Raw genomic sequence first — 18020 nt, forward strand, 5'->3', positions numbered from 1 at the left:
GGAGCGCAAAGCATCTCTCAGTCGCAGCATGCCCGTACGAAGCGCCCCGATGAACCTGTTATGCGCGCAATGCCCGGAAACGGCAATGGCCGCACTACGTCCGCACCCGCAGCAAGGCCAGTCCGAAGCCGATGAAGATCCCGCCCGTTGCCCGGTCGAACGCCCGTCGCAGCGCCGGTCGCGTCAGGTATCTGGCGAGCGTCCGGCCGCCTGCCGCATAGATGCCGTACCAGATGCTCTCGACCACCGCGAAGGTCGCCACCAGGATCGCGAACTGCGGCGCCTGTGGCGATGCGCGATCGACGAATTGCGGGAGAAAGGCCGCGGCGAACAGTAACAGCTTGGGGTTGCTGATGCCGATGACGAACCCGCCGCGGAACAGTCGGCGGGCGGAGACCGTCACCGGCAGCGCGTCCGCGCCGACGTCGATCGGAGACCCTGCCCCGCGCCATGCCTTGATGCCGCGGAACACGAGATAAGCGACACCCGCATAGCACAGCGCGTCGAACACGCGCGGCCACGCCGCCAGCAACGCGGATACGCCCGCCGCCGAGGCCGCCAGCACCAGTATCAGCGCAGTCAGGCACCCCGCCATCGCCGCGATGCTGCGGCGCGCGCCGAACGCCACGCTGCGCGTCATGACGTGCAGCATATTGGGTCCTGGCGTCCCGCACAGCAGGACTATCGCGATGACGAACAGCCACCATGCGTGGAGTGTCATGTCTGCCCCCTGCCCTTCTTGCGGATACGGAGAAACCGGCTGCCTCCCGGCGCCCGCAGCCTGCTCGGAACCTTGCCAAAACCGATCCGTCACCCCGGACCTGTTCCGGGGTCCACGGTGCGGCAAACTCACACCTTAGAGAATGCGGCACCGTGGATGCCGGAACCAGCCCGGCATGACGGAGAAAGTGGCGTATCGGGATATCAACGCCGCCGCTAACCTGCGGTTCGCTACGGCCTCCAGCCTCAATCCCCCGTCAGGATCCGATCGACAAGCTGACCGACGCTCGGCACGAAGCCGTTCGAATAGAACGGGTCCTTCTTGAAATTATACGCGGCATGGCCCGCGAACATCAAATTCTGGTCGATGTCGCCGCCATGCGCGATGTCCTGGAGTGTCTTCTGGATGCAGAAGCTGCGCGGGTCGGCCAGGCGCCCGGTCGAGTTGGTCTCGGTATCCGCCCAGCTCGAGAACGAGCATTGCGACAGGCAGCCCATGCAGTCGGACTGGTCCTTGCGGATCATGCCCTTCTCGGTCGGGCTGACGAACACGAGCGTGTTGTCCGGCGTCTTCAGCGCATCGGTATACCCCTCGCCGAACCACTGCCGCGCGCGCAACAGGTCGTTGCGTGTGACCCAGAAGTTCTTACCCTTCACACCGACGTCGAGCTGAAAGATGTGATCGCCCGCTTCCTGCGTCGAGAACGCGATCTGCCGCTCGGACCGCGCCTCCAGCGAGCGCAGGAACGGATTGCGCACCGCCGACGAATAGAACCCCGTCGGCGAGAATTTGTGCAGCAGCACGTCGCCTTCCTCGATCTGGGTCAGGGCGTTCTTCCAGCCCTCCGGGATCGGGCTCTCGCGGGTGAGCAAAGGCCGCGTGCCGAACTGGAACGCAATCGTCCCCAGTTCCGGATTGTCGATCCAGTCGTTCCAGTCGCGCAGATACCAGACGCCGCCGGCCATCACGATCGGCACGTCGTCGCTGATGCCGCCTTCACGCATCACGTCGCGCAGTTCCTTTACGCGGGGATACGGGTCCTGCGGCTTCAAAGGGTCCTCGGCATTCGACAGGCCGTTATGCCCGCCCGCGAGCCACGGATCCTCGTACACCACCGCAGCCAGCCATTCGGCCGCCTTCGAATAGGCGCGCTTCCACAGCGCGCGGAAGGCACGGCCGGAGCTGACGATCGGCAGATAGCTGACACCGTAGGATGCGGTGATCTCGGACAGCTTGTACGGCATGCCCGCACCACAGGTGACGCCCGCGACCTTGCCGCGCGTGCGTTCCAGAACGCCGTGCAGGATCCGCTGCGCGCCACCCATTTCCCACAGCACGTTGATGTTGATCGCGCCCTTGCCGTCGGCGATCTCGTATGCGCGCTCGACCTGCTGCACCGCGCCTTCGATGGCGTACTGGACGAGTTCCTCGTGCCGGTCGCGCCGCGTCAGCGCCGCATAGACCTGCGGGATGATCTTGCCGTCGGGATCGTAGCTGTCGGCGTTCACGGCCGAGACCGTGCCGATGCCCCCGGCTGCAGCCCAGGCGCCGGCCGAGGCATGGTTGGTCGCAGCGACGCCCTTGCCGCCCTCAACCAGAGGCCAGACTTCCCGACCGTTATAGACGATAGGCTTCAGGCCCTTGAACACGACGTCACCTCTCCCGGAAAATACGGCCCCCTATATCGCAAGGACGCGGGGCGCGAGCAATATTAAGACCTAGGTTGGTATATCGCCTAGTGCGCCAGGGCGACCGAGCGCATCCTCGTACAGCGCGCGATAACGGGCGATCATGACCGCCTCGTCGTACTCCGCCCGTGCCTTGGCCTGGTTCGCGGCACCGACCGACGCCCGCAAGGCCGGATCCGCGACCAGCGCCTGCAACGCATCGCGCAGCCGCACCTCGTTGGCGATGTCGGTGACGAACGGCACGTTCTCGGGCGCGACCATCCGCCTGATATCACCGACCGGATAGCTCGCGATCGGCAGGCCCGCCGCCATCGCCTCGACCACGGAAATCGGAAACTGCTCGCTCCGCGACGATACCGCGAGCATGTCGAAATGGCCGATATAGCGATAGGGCCGATCGAGGAAACCGGGCAGAACGAGCTTGTCCGCCATCCCCATCGCGGCGGCCGCTTGCAGGATGTTCGCGCGTTCCGGGCCTTCGCCGACGATCACGAGGCGCACCCGGCCCGAGACGCCGCCGACCGCACGGACCAGCGCGGTCAGGTCCTTCACCTCGCGCAGGCCCGCCAGCGCGCCGATCACGACTTCCTTGGCGTTGCGCGTGAACCCGGGGATCGCCTTGGGCTCCGGCTTCTGTGTGTAATAGGCGGTGCCGATCCCGTTGACGATCCGGTGGACGCGCTCGCGGGGCTGTTTCCAGGTCTTGAGCGCGATCCCCTCGAGCACCTCGGACGGCACCGCCAGCGCGTGCGCCGCGCCCAGCGCGAGCCGCCGATAGACGTTGCGCTCGATCTTGAGTCCGCCCGCCTCGTCGGCGTTGAACCCGTCCTCGTGATGGACGAGCGGCGGCGCGCCCTTGCTGAACGCCCGCCGTGCCATCGCCCCGTCGATCGCGCCCCAGTTGTAGGTCAGAACCAGATCGAACCGTCGCATATACTGCGCGATCGCCTCGTAGCGCTTGACCGAAGGCTTGCCCGTCAACGGCGGCGGGGTCTGTGCGATCTCGTAGCGAACACCCTTCGCGATCGAGTCCCGCGCACTCAGGGCTTCGGGCACCCCGGATACGATGGTGTGCTTCGCCCGATCCCCGAACGCGTTCATCAACCGAACCGCCCGCGCCTCCTTGCCGCCGAGGTCGAACGATGAGTGGAGGTGGAGGATGTTCACGGGAGCGGCCATGGCGGACGCGATGCCGATTTCTCCAGCGGCTTTCAAGAGCCTGCGCCAACGCACGTCACTACGGCATCACTGCGGCATTAAATTCGAACACACTCGATCGAAAAGATAACCGAAATAGGGTCACTCCCTTTATTGAACAAAAGTTAAATAACCAACCAACACTTACTGCAAACTTCAAGTGCATTCGTTTCGGATCATGACACTACAGATATGGACCATGATCAGCGCGCTTTGATATTCAATTAATCGTAATCGACAGATCCCAGAAAAACTTAGGAAGGATCTCTCGACATGGCACATTATGATTTTGACAGCAAAGCAATCGATAGCGCGCTCGAAGCAGCCAAGGGGCATAGCGCCACACTTCAATCTTCGGCGATCAATCATCAGACCGACATCTCGTCCGGCGGCAAGCTTACCGTCAGCGCAAGCTGCATCAGCGTAACCGTCGAGAACGGCAAGGTCTGCCTCAACCTGCCATTCGGCTTCGGCTCGGTCTGTCTGCCGATCCCGTCGATCTTCCCGAGCGGCACCGCCGGCCAGGCATGCCTCGATATCTGCACGACCTGGGGCATCCCGACCGGGATCAAGGTCACCGTTTCCATCGCCGGCAAGACGATCGTCCAGCAGACGTTCGGCTATTGCTGATCTGAGATGGTCCGGTCGGCGCACGAGGATGCGCCGACCGGACCGCTTTCACGCCGCGAACACGTCCTTCGGGATATGCGTGATCCTGCATGCCAGGTCGGCCTCGCCGCTTGCCACCACGTAGAAGTCGCCCGCGTCGGCGATGCCCGTCGTGAAGACGACGTTATCGATATACATGCTGTCCTTCAGCGGCTCGGTCAGCGCCGGGTTCGGCTCCAGCAGCGCGGTGTGCTCGGTCGCGACGGTGATCGACGGGTCGTCCTTGTCCAGGATCGACCAATAGGTGCGGTAGATGCCGACCACGCCCGACGGCTCGACCCCGTGCCACAGCGTCAGCCAGCCGCGATCGGTCAGGATCGGCGGTGCGCCGCCGCCCATCCGTGCGGTCAAGACGGTGGCGGCGTGGGGGCGGATACCGGGCTTGTCGTGCGGCTTCCAGTGCAGCGCGTCGGGCGAGCGCGACAGGTTGATCGACGGCCCGGCGCGCCATTCGCTGTTCGGCGGATACGCGAAATACAGGTCGCCGAGCGGCCGCGTCTGCGCCCAATATTGCCCGTCGATCAGCCCTTCGAAGATCAGCATGTCCTTGTTCTGGTGATCGAGGACGATCCCCTCGAGCTGCCAGTCGAGCGCGTCGGCGGACGTGTACAACGTCGTCGAATGCCGCTCCGGGCTGACCGAGCACGTGGTCATCAGATAGCGGTCGCCGACCTTCGAGATGCGCGCATCCTCGACCCCGTAGCATTGGTACGAGGTCCGCGGCGCGATCGCCTTGTCGTAATGCACCGCGACGACCGCGCGCCCTTCGGCGTCGAGTTCGACCGGCAGCAGCCACGACAGCGACGTCAGCGCCATCACCTTCCACCCGCCGCCGGGGATCAGGAATTTGCGCGGATCCTTGGTATCGACCATCTGCAACGGCCACGCATCGAGCAGATACGCGCCGTCCTGCCAGCGGATCGCGTGAACGTTGCCGTCCTTGATCGGTTGCTTCAGCGCTTCGGCGATGCGCACCATCAGCAGCAGGTTGCCGTTCGCCAGCCGGGTCATCCCCGGATTGAACGCGCCGAGCACATAGGTCTCGGCCCCCACCTTACCCGCCAGCGGCGAGCGCGACAGGTCGATGTCGGCGGGGGTGAAGACGAGCTGGTCGAACATGCTATTCTCCTTGGTACGTTGTTGCAGACATTACGTCCCAACCATCTTCGTCCCCGTTTCCGTCCGCCCCACCCCTTCCGTTCGCCCTGAGCGAAGTCGAAGGGTGTGCCCCAAGCGGCGGTGCTTCGACTTCGCTCAGCACGAACGGAAATTGGGAGACCGATCAGGATCGACGACTCGTCATTCCCCCTCAAGCGCCCGGGGCACGATCACGATCTGCTGGATCACCGTCCGGGTCGGCTGGGTCAGCACGAACTCCACCCCGACCGCGATATCCTCGGCGCGCAGCATCTGCTCCGCCTCGATCATCTGGCGCTGCTTGTCGTCGGGCACGTCCGGATACTGCATGTTCGACCCGACCTTGCCCGGCTCGACCAGCGAGACCTTGATCCCCTTCGGCCCCAGCTCGCGCCGCAATGCCTCCGAAAAGCCGGCGATCCCCGCCTTCACGCCGGCATACACCGTCGAACTGGGCCCGAGGATATGCGCGCTCAGCGAGCCGATGATGACGATGTCGCTGATCGGCTTCATCCGGTGCGCAGCGTGATGCGCGCTGAGCAGATACGCGGTGAAGTCGACCGCGATCGCGTAGCGAAGTTCGTCCTCGGTCATCTGCGTCAGGCCACCGGCGGCGACCGCCGCGTTGACGACGGTGATGTCGAAGCCGCCGAGATACGCTTCGCCCGCGTCGAAGAACGTGCGGACCTTGTCGGGGTCGGCGAGCTCGGTGGTCATCCCGTCGCCCTCACCGACCTCGCGGATACGCGCCAGCGCATCGCGCAGATAGCGCTCGTCGCGGCCGCAAATGAAGACCTTCGCGCCTTCCGCCGCCAGCAGCACCGCGATCGCCCGGCCGATCCCGGTGGTCCCCCCGGTAATGATCGCGCGGCGGCCTTTTAGAGGGCGGACGGTCGTATGGGCGTCGGCGAGTTCAGTCATCAAGTTTCCCGGCTTGTCAGTAAGTCTCCGCCTAACGCGCAGCCCCAGCCGGGTGTCCCTAAGCGCGGATCGCCGCCCCCTCAAGCGCGCGCGCCAGCAACCGGTCGATCGGATCCTGCAGCATCGTCTCGCTCAGCGTCGGCGCATGACCCACGCCCGGCACCGTCACCAGCTCGGCCCGGTCGAGCGAGGCGGCCATCCGCTCCGCCGTCGCCGCCGACAACAGGTCCGATCGCCCACCCCGCACGATCAGCGTCGGCACGTCGCGCAACGAGCCGAGCGCCTGCCACATGTCCGGACCCGCCTCGTTCCCCGGCACGCGGAACGGCTCGGCGATCTTCAGGTCATAATCCAGCACGATCCGCCCCGAACTGTTAAGCCGGTACAGCCGCTTGGCCATCGCCAGCCAGTCCTCGATCGAGAAGTCGGGATAGACGTCGCCGTTATTCTCCGCGACGCACCGCGCGGCGTGCATCCAGGTCGGGAAGACGCTCGCCTTGCCGACATACCCGCGAATCCGGGACAGGCCGTGCGCGTCGATCTCGGGACCGACGTCATTGAGCAACGCCCCGGCCATCCGGCCTCGCGAAGGCCCCGCCATCAACATCGTGACGATCCCACCGAGCGAGGTGCCGAACGCGATATACCGGTCGATACCGCGATCCGTCAGCAACGCCTCGACGTCCTGCACGTACGTCAAGGGTACGTACGACATCGGGTCCTTCGCATACGCGCTCTCGCCGCGCCCGCGGAAATCCACCGCGATCAGGCGCCAGCGTCCCGCCAGCCTTGCTGCCAACGCGTCGAAATCGCGCGCATTGCGTGTCAGGCCCGGCATGCAGAGGATCGGCGGCTGGCCTTCCGTCCCGCCCGGATAGTCCCGTGCGTGCAGTCTCAGCCCGTCGTTGGACCACCAATAGAGGTTTTCGTAAGCGGCCATGGTTGCGTCCTTCGGGTAGCGGCCACCATATCGCCGCATGCCCACCCGCCCGCAAGCCTATCGCCCCGAAGCTAAACTCCTGACGTTGGGAGAAAGCTTTTTCGACCCTGTCGCGCCCGCCGACTTTCCGGAGACACGGCTGCGTTTCCGCAACGACCGCGCCGCCGCGCAGATCGGCCTCGACGCACTCACCGACGACGAGTGGACTCGCCATTTCGGCCGGTTCGCGCCGCTCCCGGACACGCTCCCCCAGCCGCTGGCCCTCCGCTATCACGGCCACCAGTTCCGCAGCTACAATCCCGATCTCGGTGATGGCCGCGGGTTCACGTTTGCGCAGATGCGCGACGACCGGAACCGCCTGATGGACCTCGGCACCAAGGGCTCGGGCCAGACCCCGTGGAGCCGCGCCGGGGACGGCCGCCTCACGCTGAAGGGCGGTGTCCGCGAAATCCTTGCGACCGAAATGCTCGAAGCGCTCAACGTCCCAACCTCGCGCACGCTATCACTGATCGAGACCGGCCAGGAACTCCAGCGCGGCGACGAGCCCAGCCCGACGCGCTCCGCGGTCCTGGTCCGCCTCAACCACAGCCACGTCCGCATCGGCAGCTTCCAGCGGCTCGCCTACGAACGCGACGAGGCGGGGTTGCGCAAGCTCGTCGGATACACGTTGCGCAACCTGTACGACGAGGACAGCGACGACCCGGTTCGCCTGCTCGACCTCGTCGTCGGCCGCACCGCGCCGCTCTCGGCGCGCTACATGGCAGCGGGCTTCGTCCACGGCGTGCTCAATTCCGACAACATCAACGTCACCGGCGAGAGCTTCGACTACGGCCCTTGGCGGTTCGCGCCGACCTGGGACCCTGCGTTCACCGCCGCCTATTTCGATCACCAAGGGCTGTACGCATTCGGCCGCCAGCCCGAAGCGATCCACTGGGACGTGATGCAGCTGGCCGTCGCGATCCGCCAGATCGCCGATAGCGATCCGCTCGTCGCGGCGCTCGACCAGTTCGGTCCGCGCTATCAACCCGAGGTCACGCAGGCGATCCTCTGGCGCCTCGGCGTCCGCCCGCGCGATCCGGACGCCGACCGCGATCTCGTCCAGGCCACCGAACGCGCGCTACGTACCTCGGGCGTCGGTATCGACCGCTTCTTCTTCGACGCGTTCGGCGGAAACCTGCCGGACACGTACGACGCGCAATGGGACCAAGTCCGCGCGGCACTCATGTCCTACGAACCGCGAAAAGACCGCTCGCATTCCTATTGGTCGGGCGAACCGTGCAGCATGCTGATCGACGAAGTGGAAGCAATCTGGGCGCCGATCGCCGAACAAGACGATTGGACGGCTCTAAACGCCAAGGTCGCCGCGATCCGCACGATGGGCGAAGCACTAGCCGAATAGCTGCTCCCCTCCCTGGAAGGGAGGGGCTGGGGGTGGGTAGGTCGGCCTGAGCCGCAAGCGTCTGAACCCATGGAACCCGACCCACCCCCGACCCCTCCCTTCCAGGGAGGGGAGCAGAACGGCACATCCCCCAGTGGAAACTCGCCGCGAATCAAGGCAAGAGCAGCGCCATGTCCGACGAGATCATCTCCTACGAGCCGGCCACCGGTGCGGTGCTTTGGCGCCATCCGATCGGCGACGTCGATGCCGAAGTCGCCTGCGCCCGGGCCGGCTGGTCGAGCTGGGCATCGAAACCGCTCGCCTTCCGGATCGAGACGATGCGGCGCTTCGCCAACATCGTCCGCCAGCGCAACGACGCGTTCACCGACCTGATCGCGCGCGAAACCGGCAAACCGATCTGGGAAGCCCGCGGCGAGGTCGAGACGGTCATCGCCAAGGTCGACATCTCGGTCAGCGCCTATGCCGATCGTACCGCGCAGCGCCGCCTCGAAGCGACGATGGGCTCGCGCATCGCCGTCCGTCACAAGCCGCATGGCGTGCTCGCGGTGCTCGGGCCATATAATTTCCCGGCACACCTGCCCAACGGCCATATCGTTCCCGCGCTGATCGCCGGCAACGCGGTCGTCTTCAAGCCGTCGGAAAAGACCCCCGCCGTCGGCGCGTTCCTCGTCGAATGCTTCCGCGCCGCCGGCGTGCCGCCCGAATGCATCCGACTCGTCATCGGCGGTCCGAACGAAGGCAAGGCCCTCGCCGCGCATCCCGATATCGACGGACTCTTGTTCACCGGTTCCGCGCGTACCGGCCTCGCGCTCAATCGTGCGTTCGCCGACAAGCCCGAAAAGATCCTCGCGCTGGAGATGGGCGGAAACAACCCGATCGTCGTCTGGGATACGCCCGACCTCCACACCGCGGCGGTGCTGATCATCCAATCAGCTTTTACCACCGCCGGTCAGCGCTGCACGGCCGCGCGTCGGCTGATCGTCGACACCAGGCTCTACGACCCGCTGATCACCACGCTCGACAAAATGGTAGGGCGGATCATCGTCGGCGAACCGCACGCCAACCCCGCCCCATTCATGGGCCCGGTGATCGACAACGAAGCCGCGGAACAACTGACCGAGAGCTTCCTCGAACTGATGACACGCGGCGGTCGTCCGATCCGGCATCTCGAGCGCCCGGTCGCGGACCTGCCGTTCCTGAAGCCCGCGCTGATCGACGTCACCGATGTCGCCGACCGTCCCGATGTCGAACTGTTCGGCCCGATCCTCCAGGTCGTCCGCGTCGACGATTTCGACGCCGCGATCGCCGAGGCGAACGCCACGCGATACGGCCTGTCCGCGTCGCTGATCAGCCAGACGCCCGCGCTGTACGACCGCTTCTGGGCGAACATCCGGGCGGGCATCGTCAACTGGAACAAGCCCACCAACGGCGCCTCGAGCGGAGCGCCGTTCGGCGGCATCGGCTGGTCGGGCAACCACCGCCCCAGCGCGTATTATGCTGCGGACTATTGCGCCTACCCGGTGGTCAGCAGCGAGTCCGAAAGCGCGCGCGCGAGCATCGGCATTGGCCTGGCCGACGGCTGACCGCCGCCGATCTGATCCTCCCCCGCCAGGGGGAGGTGGCGCGCAGCGACGGAGGGGGAGGATACGGAACAGCGGTCATCGCTCACCTCCCCCTCCGTCTGGCAAGCGCCAGCCACCTCCCCCTTGCGGGGGAGGATCGCTAAATTTCGACGACTGCGCGCCGAAGCCAGCCTAGCGCAAAAGCAATCCTACCTCCCGCCAAAGCATCATTCGGTTGCGATGCAGCGCATGTCCGCCCATCTCCGGTCACATGGCAAGCCTCCTAGATCCAACCGCCCGCGGCCGCGTCATTCTCGTCGGAGCGGGTCCGGGCGACCCCGGTCTCCTGACCGTCCGCGCGGTCGAGGCGCTGAAGACCGCCGACGTCGTCGTCCATGATGGCCTGATCGACCCGCGTGTGCTCGACATCGCGCCGCCGTCGGCACAGCGCATCTCGGTCGCCAAGCAGCGCGCGCGCCACACGCTGCCGCAGGAGGCGATCAACGCGCTGATCATCGCCCACGTGAAGACCGGCGCGATCGTTATTCGCCTCAAGGGCGGCGACCCGTTCGTGTTCGGTCGCGGCGGCGAGGAAGTCGAAGCCGTCCGCACCGCCGGCCTGCCCGTCGAGGTCATCCCCGGCGTCTCGGCGGCACTCGGGTGTGCAGCGGAGGCCATGCTGCCGCTGACCCACCGCGATCATTCCAGCGCGGTCAGCTTCGTCGCAGGCCAGTGCAAGGGCCTCACCGAGCAGGACTGGTCCGGGCTCGCTGGCCAGGGCCGCACGCTCGTGATCTACATGGGCATCGCCACCGCCACCGATATCGCCGACAAGCTTATGGCCGATGGTGTCGCGCCCGATATGCCCGTCGCCGTCCTGGAACGTGGTACGTTGCAAGGGAGCCGGGCGATCCGCACGCTGCTCGCCGACCTCGGCGCGATGGTGGCGCGCGAGGCCGTCAAAAGCCCCGCGATCATCGTCGTCGGCGAAGTCGTCGAACTGTCGGATGCCGAAGACAAACTTGCCCGCTGGGCCCGCGTAGCAGAGGACGCCGCCGTATGAAGCTGTTGACCGGAAACGATCTTCCCACCGGCGACGTGGTCTGGTGGACCGGCAACGGCTGGTCTCGCCATATCGAGGACGCGGTCGATGTCGGCGTGGCGGGTGAGTCGATCCTCCAGGCTGAGGAAGGTGCCCGCCGCGTCAACGTGCCCTATCTGATCGAGGCAACGCAGACAGACGAAGGCCCCCGCCCCGCCCATATCAAGGACCGCATCCGCGCGCTCGGCCCGACGATGCGGCCCGACCTGACCCTCAAACCCGCCGACCCGAACGCCGGCAGCTGGGTAATCTGACATGTATAAATATGACGAATACGACCAGGCGATCGTCGACCAGCGCGTCGATGAATTCCGCGATCAGGTCCGCCGCCGCCTCTCGGGCGAGCTGACCGAGGACCAGTTCAAGCCGCTGCGGCTGATGAACGGCCTGTACCTCCAGCTTCATGCGTACATGCTGCGCGTCGCGGTGCCGTACGGGACGCTCGACGGCCGCCAGATGCGGATGCTCGGCCATATCGCGCGCAAGTACGACCGCGGCTATGGCCACTTCACCACGCGGCAGAATATCCAGTTCAACTGGATTCAGCTCGACCAGACCCCGGACATCCTCCAGGAGCTGTCGACGGTCGAGATGCATGCCATCCAGACCAGCGGTAACTGCATCCGCAACATCAGCTCCGACCAGTTCGCCGGCGCCGCCGCGGACGAGGTCGCCGATCCGCGCCCCTGGGCCGAGCTGATCCGTCAGTGGAGCACGTTCCACCCCGAGTTCACCTACCTCCCGCGGAAATTCAAGATCTGCGTGATCGCGGCGGACGAGGATCGCGCGGCGATGCGACTGCATGACATCGGCATCGGGCTGCACGTCCGCGACGGCGAACTCGGCGCGAAGATCTATGTCGGCGGCGGCATGGGTCGCACGCCGATGATCAGCCACGAGATCCGCGATTTCGTGCGTGCCGACGACCTGATGAGCTATCTCGAAGCGTGCCTGCGCGTCTACAATCGCTATGGCCGGCGCGACAACATCTACAAGGCGCGGATCAAGATCCTGCTCCACGAGATCGGGCCCGACGAATATCGTCGCCAGGTCGAGGAGGAGTTCGCCGCGGTGAAGGGCCTTGGGCTCGACCCGCCGCGGGCAGAACTGGAGCGGATCACGAACCATTTCGGCGCGCCCGCGTTCGACGCGAACGCCCCGACCGACATCGACCGCAGCGATCCCGACTTCGCGGTTTGGCTCGACCAGAACGTGAAGGCGCACAAGCAGCCGGGCTATGCGATCGTAAACATCAGCCTGAAGCCGATCGGCGGCATCCCCGGCGACGCGTCGGCGGACCAGATCGACGTGATGGCCGATCTCGGCACGCGCTACAGCTTCGACGAATTGCGCGTCACGCATGCGCAGAACATCGTCCTGCCGCATGTCTGCATCGCCGATCTCCACGCGGTGTGGTCGGCGCTCAACGAGGCGGGGCTTGCCGAGGCCAATCTCGACCTGATCAGCGACATCATCGCCTGCCCCGGTCTGGATTATTGCAGCCTCGCCAATGCGCGCTCGATCCCGCTCGCGCAGAAGATCGCGACGCGGTTCGGCAGCCTCGATCGCCAGCGCGATCTGGGCGAACTGAAGCTCAAGATCAGCGGCTGCATCAATGCGTGCGGGCATCATCACGCGGGCCACATCGGTATCCTCGGCGTCGACAAGAAGGGCACCGAGAATTACCAGCTCTCGCTCGGCGGCTCGGGCGCGGAGGATGTGAGCCTCGCCAAGATCACCGGTCCCGGCTTCTCGGAGGACGGGGTGGTCGACGCGATCGAACGCGTCACCGACCGGTATTTGCAGGTCCGCGATCCCGGCGAACGCTTCCTCGATACCTACCGCCGCGTCGGCTTTGAGACGTTCAAGGAGGCGATCTATGGTTGAGTATCCGGACCAGACATTGCTCCGCTTCCGCGACGACGAGCCGCATGACGAGCCTGCGGTGACGCTCGACTCGTTCATCGGCCAGAGCAACGCCGCGGCGGTTCGCCTCGAAGCGGGCGACGATGCACGCGCGCTCTTGCCGCAGATCGACCAGCTGGCGCTGATCGAGGTGAGCTTTCCGGGCTACCGCGACGGGCGTGGCTATTCGTCGGCGCGAATCCTGCGCGAGGCGGGCTATACCGGCGAGCTACGCGCGCAGGGCGACGTGCTGGTCGACCAGATTCCGCTGATGCGGCGGTGTGGGTTCGACAGCTTCGCACCGCAGGCGCCGATCGATATCGACGTGCTGCGGGCGAGCCTGGAGCGTTACGACACCCCGTACCAGAAGGCGGCGGACGGCGCTGTGCCGGTGTGGAAGCTGCGCCATGGGTGAGCCCGCGCGCAAGCTCGACATGATCGACGTCACGCCGGCATTCACGCGTGAGGATGCGCTCGCGATGCAGATGCGCTTCGAAGGCGTGTCGGCGCAGGACATGCTGCGCGAGTTGCTGGTAGGCGAGTTGCGCGGGCAGATCGCTTCGGTGTCGTCGTTCGGTGCGGAGTCGGCAGTCCTGCTGCACATGGTCGCACAGGTCGATGTCGACGTGCCGGTGATCTTCACCAACACGCAGAAGATGTTCGGCGAGACACTGGCGTACCGCGACGAGCTTTCGGAGAAGCTTGGGCTTACCGACCTGCGTGTATTTCGTCCCGATCCCCGGTTGCTGGCGATAAAGGACAAGACGGGGTTGCGGTGGTCGTATGATCCGGATGGGTGTTGCGATCTGCGCAAGGTCGAGCCGTTGCGGCGGGCGTTGGCGCCGTTCGATGCGTGGATTTCGGGGCGCAAGGGGTTCCAGTCGGGGACTCGTACCGCGCTGCCGCGGTTCGAGGAGGATGAGGGACGGTTGAAGATCAACCCGCTTGCCGACTGGGACAAGGCCAAGCTCGACGCCTATTTCGCCGAGCATGAATTGCCGCGGCATCCACTGGAGGCGCAAGGGTATCTGTCGATCGGATGTGCGCCTTGCACCACGAAGGTTGCGCCGGGGGAAGATCCGCGTGCGGGGCGGTGGCGCAGTTTCGACAAGGTCGAGTGCGGTATTCACGCGCCGACCGATTACGATCCGATGATCTGACCACTTTCCCTCGCCCCTTCGTGGAGAGGGAGGGAGGAGCCACTTGGGGACGGAAGGGAGAGGGGCGTTGGGATGAACCGTCCCGAGCCTCACTCCCCTCTCCCTTCCCACGGCCAAGGGGCCGCGGGCCCCTTCCCTCTCCCCGCAGGGGAGAGGGAGCTCGTAAGATCAATACTCCGCGAGGTCCGAGAACTTCGTGATCGTTGGATCGAACTTCATCCGCACCTTGCCGGTCGCGCCGTGACGCTGTTTGGCGATGATCAGTTCCGCCAGACCGTACACCCGCTCCATCTCCGCCGCCCACGACGCGTGATCCTCGAAGATCTTCGCGCTGTCGCCTTCCGCCGGGCGCTTGGGTTCCTTCGACGCGACGTAATAATCCTCGCGGTACACGAACCAGACCATGTCGGCGTCCTGCTCGATCGAGCCCGATTCACGAAGATCCGAGAGCATCGGCGTCTTGTCCTCGCGCGATTCCACCGCACGCGACAGCTGCGACAGCGCCAGCACCGGCACGTTGAGGTCCTTCGCCAGCGTCTTCAGCCCGCGCGAAATCTCGGAGATTTCCTGGACGCGGTTGCCGTCCTTGCTCTTGCCCGACCCCGACAGAAGCTGGAGGTAGTCGACCACCACCAGCCCGATCTCGTTGTTGTGTCGGCGCTGCAACCGGCGCACGCGCGTGTGCAGCGCGCCGATCGAGAGGCCGCCGGTGTCGTCGATGAAGAGCGGCAGGTTCTCCAATTCAGCGGCGGCGGCGGCGAGCTGCGCGAACTCGGTGCGGCTGATCTTGCCCATGCGGAGCGATTCCGATGAAATCTGCGACTGCTCGGCGAGAATACGCGTCGCTAGCTGATCCGCGGACATTTCCAGCGAGAAGAACGCGACCTTCGCGCCGACCGAGTCCTTCGGCGCGATCCCGTCAGCCATGTCGCGCATCCAGCGCCGCGCGGCGTTGAACGCGATGTTAGTGGCAAGCGACGTCTTGCCCATGCCCGGACGCCCGGCGAGGATCATCAGATCGCTGTGATGCATGCCGCCGATCTTCGCGTTGATCGAATCGATGCCGGTGGTGACGCCTGACAGGTTGCCACCCGAGTTCAGCGCACGCTCGGCCATCTTGACCGCGGCGGTGGTCGCCTGCGCGAACGACTTCACGGTGTTCTCCGAACCACCATCCGCCGCGACCTTGAAAAGCTCCTCCTCGGCGAGCTCGATCTGCGCGCGCGGATTGACCTCCTCGGAGGTGTCCATCGCGCGATCGACCAGCGTCCGACCGACCGACACGAGCGCGCGGAGCATCGCAAGATCATAGATCTGCTGCGCGAATTGCCGCGCGCCGATCAGCCCTGCGCCGCTGCCGGTAAGCCCCGCCAGATACGCCGGCCCACCCAGCTCGCGCATGCCCTCGTCCGCATCGAACATCGGCCGCAGCGTCACCGGCGTCACCAGCATGTCGTTGCCGCGCAGCGTCTTGATCGCGGCGAAGATCCGGCCGTGGACGGGCTCGAAGAAGTGGCCGGGTTCGAGTTTGTCGACGAGATCGTCGGCGAGCCGGTTGTCGATCATCATCGCGCCGAGCATCGCGGCCTCGGCCTCGACGTTGCGGGGAAGCTGCTGCGGCTCGGCCACGGCCGGGACGGGGAATGCGAGAGTTGCCATGCACCGCACCTACGCGATGGACGCGCGCGCGTCCAAGCAACGTGCGGTGGAATGATGGGGATAAGTCGTTCGTTCTTCTCCCCTATGCTTCTCCCTCTGCTTCTCCCCTCCCTGGAAGGGAGGGGTTGGGGGTGTTTCCGGATCGTGGACCAGTTGCGGCCAGAGCCAGCCTACCCACCCCCAGCCCCTCCCTTCCAGGGAGGGGGGACCGTTGCGGCGTTGGCTCGCGAGCGTGGCCTCCCCCCCCCTGCCCCTCCCTTTCAGGGAGGGGAGCGCGTCGCGCTGTTGGCTCGGCTGGCGTTCAGACCAAGTGACAGGCGATACGACCGCCGCTATCGCACCGTCATGGCCGACCCGCGGATCATCGATGTGCAACTCGACGAGACCAGTCTCGGCTGGCGCTCGCCCGATGTCGAGCAGGAGCGGCGGATCGCGATCTTCGACCTGATCGAGGGCAATCATTTCGCGCCCCAACGCGCCTACCCCGATGGCTACGCCGGCCCGTACAAGATCAAGCTCCAGTCGGAGGAAGGACGCCTCGGCATCCATATCCACCGCGAGGACGACACGCATCTCGAGACGCTGGTGCTCGCGCTGGGTCGCTTCCGCCGCTCGATCCGCGATTATTTCGCGATCTGCGACAGTTATTACCAGGCGATCCGGCAATCTTCGCCGGCGCAGATCGAGACGGTGGACATGGCGCGCCGCGGCATCCACAACGAGGCGGCAGAGCTGCTGAAAGAACGCCTCGACGGCAAGATCGAGGTCGATTTCGACACCGCGCGGCGACTGTTCACGCTGATCTGCGTCCTCCACATCCGCAACTAGAAGACACATGGCTTACGGACTTTTGAAATTCGCCGGCGCGCTGGCCGCGGCCGGCTTTGTCGGCATCTGCGGCTGGACCGCCGCGACCGGCTGGCATCCCGACGTGAAACGCTATCCGTTGCAGGGCATCGACCTGACCGAGAATGCCGGCCCGGTCGAATGGGGCACGGTGCGCGCGAGCGGTGCCGACTTCGCCTATATCATCGCCACGTCCGGCACCGACCGCCGCGATCCGGGGTTCGAGGCCAATTGGGCCGCGCTGCCCGAGGCCGGCCTGCGACGCGGCGCGGTGCATGTCTATTCGCTGTGCCAGCGTGCGGACGAGCAGGCGAACGCGTTCAACACCTTCGTGCCGCGCACCGCCGATGCGCTGCCGACCGCGCTGGACATCGCCTTTCACGACGACTGCACCGCGCGACCGGATCGCGCGACGCTGATCGCCGACGTCGCGCAGTTCGTGACGATGGTCGAGACGCATACCGCGCAACCGGTGATGCTGCGGATCAGCAAGGACGTCGACGCGAAATACGCCCTGTCCGGCGCGGTGCCGCGCCCGTTATGGGCGGTGTCGAACGTGATCAAGCCCGACTATACCGCGCGGCCGTGGCGGATGTGGCGGGCGAGCGATTTTCGGCGCATCGACGGGATCGAGGGACCGGTGAACTGGGACGTGGTGACATCATGACTGAACACGCAATCGCACTCGTAGCCGCAGCCCGCGGGGCCGCGCGCAATGCCCATGCGCCCTATTCGCGGTTCGCGGTCGGGGCGGCGGTGCTGCTCGACGACGGCAGCGTCATCACCGGCGCGAATTTCGAGAATGCGAGCTACGGCCTGTCGCTGTGCGCCGAGACGGTCGCGATCGCCACCGCGAGCGCGGCGGGGCGGCTGCGCGATATCGTCGCGATCGGCGTGATCGGCGGGGCGATGGACGCCGAGGGGCGCGCGACCGGCAGCTCGCCGGTGAGCCCGTGCGGACGATGCCGCCAGGTCATCAACGAAGCAGCGCAAATGGGGACGCGCGATATTCCGGTGCATTGTGGCGCGGCGGAGGGCGATGCGATCCGGACCTATGCGATATCGGAATTGCTGCCGGACGCGTTCGGCCCGGCGGATCTGGGGATCGGCTAGT

At 65.8% G+C, this 18020-nt stretch carries 18 protein-coding genes; 11 read left to right on the forward strand and 7 right to left on the reverse strand.

Translation table 11 applies throughout. From position 1 onward, the window contains the following. Positions 1-94: 94 nt before the first annotated feature. The 3 genes from NLI89_RS11410 to NLI89_RS11420 all read right to left on the reverse strand — a co-directional run bounded on the left by NLI89_RS11410 (position 95) and on the right by NLI89_RS11420 (position 3588). Positions 95-721: a LysE family translocator gene (locus NLI89_RS11410; RefSeq protein ID WP_254687186.1), complete on the reverse strand. Its 627-nt coding sequence runs from the start codon at positions 719-721 to the stop codon at positions 95-97. Between the two features lie 245 nt (positions 722-966). Next, positions 967-2370: an NAD(P)H-dependent flavin oxidoreductase gene (locus tag NLI89_RS11415; protein ID WP_254687187.1), complete on the reverse strand. Its 1404-nt coding sequence runs from the start codon at positions 2368-2370 to the stop codon at positions 967-969. A gap of 69 nt (positions 2371-2439) precedes the next feature. Further along, positions 2440-3588 carry a glycosyltransferase gene (locus NLI89_RS11420; RefSeq protein ID WP_254687188.1) on the reverse strand — a complete coding sequence of 383 codons (1149 nt, stop codon included), beginning with the start codon at positions 3586-3588 and terminating at the stop codon, positions 2440-2442. 291 nt (positions 3589-3879) lie between these two features. On the opposite strand from NLI89_RS11420, the gene NLI89_RS11425 reads away from it, so the two are divergent. Beyond that, complete coding sequence (locus NLI89_RS11425; protein WP_254687189.1) at positions 3880-4236, forward strand: hypothetical protein; 357 nt, start codon at positions 3880-3882, stop codon at positions 4234-4236. A 48-nt stretch (positions 4237-4284) separates the two neighbouring features. On the opposite strand, the gene NLI89_RS11430 is transcribed toward NLI89_RS11425, so the two are convergent. From NLI89_RS11430 to NLI89_RS11440, 3 genes are all read right to left on the reverse strand, one after another. Then, positions 4285-5394: a glycosidase gene (locus tag NLI89_RS11430; protein ID WP_254687190.1), complete on the reverse strand. Its 1110-nt coding sequence runs from the start codon at positions 5392-5394 to the stop codon at positions 4285-4287. A gap of 180 nt (positions 5395-5574) precedes the next feature. Continuing rightward, positions 5575-6333 (reverse strand): SDR family oxidoreductase, encoded by a 759-nt coding sequence (locus tag NLI89_RS11435; protein ID WP_254687191.1) that lies wholly within the window; start codon positions 6331-6333, stop codon positions 5575-5577. Positions 6334-6391: 58 nt separating this feature from the next. Then, on the reverse strand, positions 6392-7273 hold the full coding sequence (locus NLI89_RS11440) for an alpha/beta fold hydrolase (RefSeq protein ID WP_254687192.1): 882 nt from the start codon (positions 7271-7273) through the stop codon (positions 6392-6394). Between the two features lie 37 nt (positions 7274-7310). On the opposite strand from NLI89_RS11440, the gene NLI89_RS11445 reads away from it, so the two are divergent. The 7 genes from NLI89_RS11445 (at position 7311) to NLI89_RS11475 (ending at position 14401) form a co-directional block, all read left to right on the forward strand. After that, entirely contained in the window at positions 7311-8672 is a 1362-nt protein-coding gene (locus tag NLI89_RS11445; protein WP_254687193.1) for a protein adenylyltransferase SelO family protein, read from the forward strand. Positions 8673-8842: 170 nt separating this feature from the next. Then, positions 8843-10255 (forward strand): succinylglutamate-semialdehyde dehydrogenase, encoded by a 1413-nt coding sequence (gene astD, locus NLI89_RS11450; RefSeq protein WP_254687194.1) that lies wholly within the window; start codon positions 8843-8845, stop codon positions 10253-10255. Positions 10256-10505: 250 nt separating this feature from the next. Continuing rightward, entirely contained in the window at positions 10506-11297 is a 792-nt protein-coding gene (gene cobA, locus NLI89_RS11455) for a uroporphyrinogen-III C-methyltransferase (RefSeq protein WP_254687195.1), read from the forward strand. Next, entirely contained in the window at positions 11294-11590 is a 297-nt protein-coding gene (locus NLI89_RS11460; protein WP_187504587.1) for a DUF2849 domain-containing protein, read from the forward strand. The genes cobA and NLI89_RS11460 overlap by 4 nt, the downstream gene beginning before the upstream one ends. 1 nt (position 11591) lies before the next feature. Then, positions 11592-13223, forward strand: a complete 1632-nt coding sequence (locus NLI89_RS11465) for a nitrite/sulfite reductase (RefSeq protein ID WP_254687196.1) — start codon at positions 11592-11594, stop codon at positions 13221-13223. Then, entirely contained in the window at positions 13216-13656 is a 441-nt protein-coding gene (locus tag NLI89_RS11470) for a DUF934 domain-containing protein (RefSeq protein WP_056050673.1), read from the forward strand. Before NLI89_RS11465 ends, NLI89_RS11470 begins: the two co-directional genes overlap by 8 nt. Continuing rightward, positions 13649-14401, forward strand: coding sequence for a phosphoadenylyl-sulfate reductase (locus NLI89_RS11475; protein WP_254687197.1), 753 nt, complete (start codon positions 13649-13651; stop codon positions 14399-14401). Before NLI89_RS11470 ends, NLI89_RS11475 begins: the two co-directional genes overlap by 8 nt. A gap of 168 nt (positions 14402-14569) precedes the next feature. On the opposite strand, the gene NLI89_RS11480 is transcribed toward NLI89_RS11475, so the two are convergent. Continuing rightward, positions 14570-16060, reverse strand: coding sequence for a replicative DNA helicase (locus NLI89_RS11480; protein ID WP_055878981.1), 1491 nt, complete (start codon positions 16058-16060; stop codon positions 14570-14572). Positions 16061-16405: 345 nt separating this feature from the next. Here NLI89_RS11480 and NLI89_RS11485 point away from each other — a divergent pair, with 345 nt between their 5' ends. Genes NLI89_RS11485 through NLI89_RS11495 form a run of 3 tightly spaced genes read left to right on the forward strand, consistent with a single transcriptional unit; the run spans position 16406 to position 18019 of the window. Beyond that, positions 16406-16888 (forward strand): UPF0262 family protein, encoded by a 483-nt coding sequence (locus NLI89_RS11485; RefSeq protein WP_254687198.1) that lies wholly within the window; start codon positions 16406-16408, stop codon positions 16886-16888. 7 nt (positions 16889-16895) lie between these two features. Further along, the gene (locus NLI89_RS11490) at positions 16896-17573 is read left to right on the forward strand and encodes a glycoside hydrolase family 25 protein (RefSeq protein ID WP_254687199.1); all 678 of its coding nucleotides are present in this window, start codon (positions 16896-16898) and stop codon (positions 17571-17573) included. Then, on the forward strand, positions 17570-18019 hold the full coding sequence (locus NLI89_RS11495; protein ID WP_254687200.1) for a cytidine deaminase: 450 nt from the start codon (positions 17570-17572) through the stop codon (positions 18017-18019). The genes NLI89_RS11490 and NLI89_RS11495 overlap by 4 nt, the downstream gene beginning before the upstream one ends. Position 18020: the final 1 nt, after the last annotated feature.

The sequence above is a fragment of the Sphingomonas faeni genome (assembly GCF_024273235.1).
GTDB lineage: Bacteria > Pseudomonadota > Alphaproteobacteria > Sphingomonadales > Sphingomonadaceae > Sphingomonas > Sphingomonas faeni_A.

What these genes read in the sequence shown, in the direction of transcription:
- NLI89_RS11410 (WP_254687186.1), bottom strand. Translation starts at nt 721, where the DNA reads ATGACACTCCACGCATGGTGGCTGTTCGTCATCGCGATAGTCCTGCTG.
- NLI89_RS11420 (WP_254687188.1), bottom strand. Translation starts at nt 3,588, where the DNA reads ATGGCCGCTCCCGTGAACATCCTCCACCTCCACTCATCGTTCGACCTC.
- NLI89_RS11425 (WP_254687189.1), top strand. Translation starts at nt 3,880, where the DNA reads ATGGCACATTATGATTTTGACAGCAAAGCAATCGATAGCGCGCTCGAA.
- NLI89_RS11430 (WP_254687190.1), bottom strand. Translation starts at nt 5,394, where the DNA reads ATGTTCGACCAGCTCGTCTTCACCCCCGCCGACATCGACCTGTCGCGC.
- NLI89_RS11435 (WP_254687191.1), bottom strand. Translation starts at nt 6,333, where the DNA reads ATGACTGAACTCGCCGACGCCCATACGACCGTCCGCCCTCTAAAAGGC.
- NLI89_RS11440 (WP_254687192.1), bottom strand. Translation starts at nt 7,273, where the DNA reads ATGGCCGCTTACGAAAACCTCTATTGGTGGTCCAACGACGGGCTGAGA.
- NLI89_RS11445 (WP_254687193.1), top strand. Translation starts at nt 7,311, where the DNA reads ATGCCCACCCGCCCGCAAGCCTATCGCCCCGAAGCTAAACTCCTGACG.
- astD (WP_254687194.1), top strand. Translation starts at nt 8,843, where the DNA reads ATGTCCGACGAGATCATCTCCTACGAGCCGGCCACCGGTGCGGTGCTT.
- cobA (WP_254687195.1), top strand. Translation starts at nt 10,506, where the DNA reads ATGGCAAGCCTCCTAGATCCAACCGCCCGCGGCCGCGTCATTCTCGTC.
- NLI89_RS11460 (WP_187504587.1), top strand. Translation starts at nt 11,294, where the DNA reads ATGAAGCTGTTGACCGGAAACGATCTTCCCACCGGCGACGTGGTCTGG.
- NLI89_RS11465 (WP_254687196.1), top strand. Translation starts at nt 11,592, where the DNA reads ATGTATAAATATGACGAATACGACCAGGCGATCGTCGACCAGCGCGTC.
- NLI89_RS11470 (WP_056050673.1), top strand. Translation starts at nt 13,216, where the DNA reads ATGGTTGAGTATCCGGACCAGACATTGCTCCGCTTCCGCGACGACGAG.
- NLI89_RS11475 (WP_254687197.1), top strand. Translation starts at nt 13,649, where the DNA reads ATGGGTGAGCCCGCGCGCAAGCTCGACATGATCGACGTCACGCCGGCA.
- NLI89_RS11480 (WP_055878981.1), bottom strand. Translation starts at nt 16,060, where the DNA reads ATGGCAACTCTCGCATTCCCCGTCCCGGCCGTGGCCGAGCCGCAGCAG.
- NLI89_RS11485 (WP_254687198.1), top strand. Translation starts at nt 16,406, where the DNA reads ATGGCCGACCCGCGGATCATCGATGTGCAACTCGACGAGACCAGTCTC.
- NLI89_RS11490 (WP_254687199.1), top strand. Translation starts at nt 16,896, where the DNA reads ATGGCTTACGGACTTTTGAAATTCGCCGGCGCGCTGGCCGCGGCCGGC.
- NLI89_RS11495 (WP_254687200.1), top strand. Translation starts at nt 17,570, where the DNA reads ATGACTGAACACGCAATCGCACTCGTAGCCGCAGCCCGCGGGGCCGCG.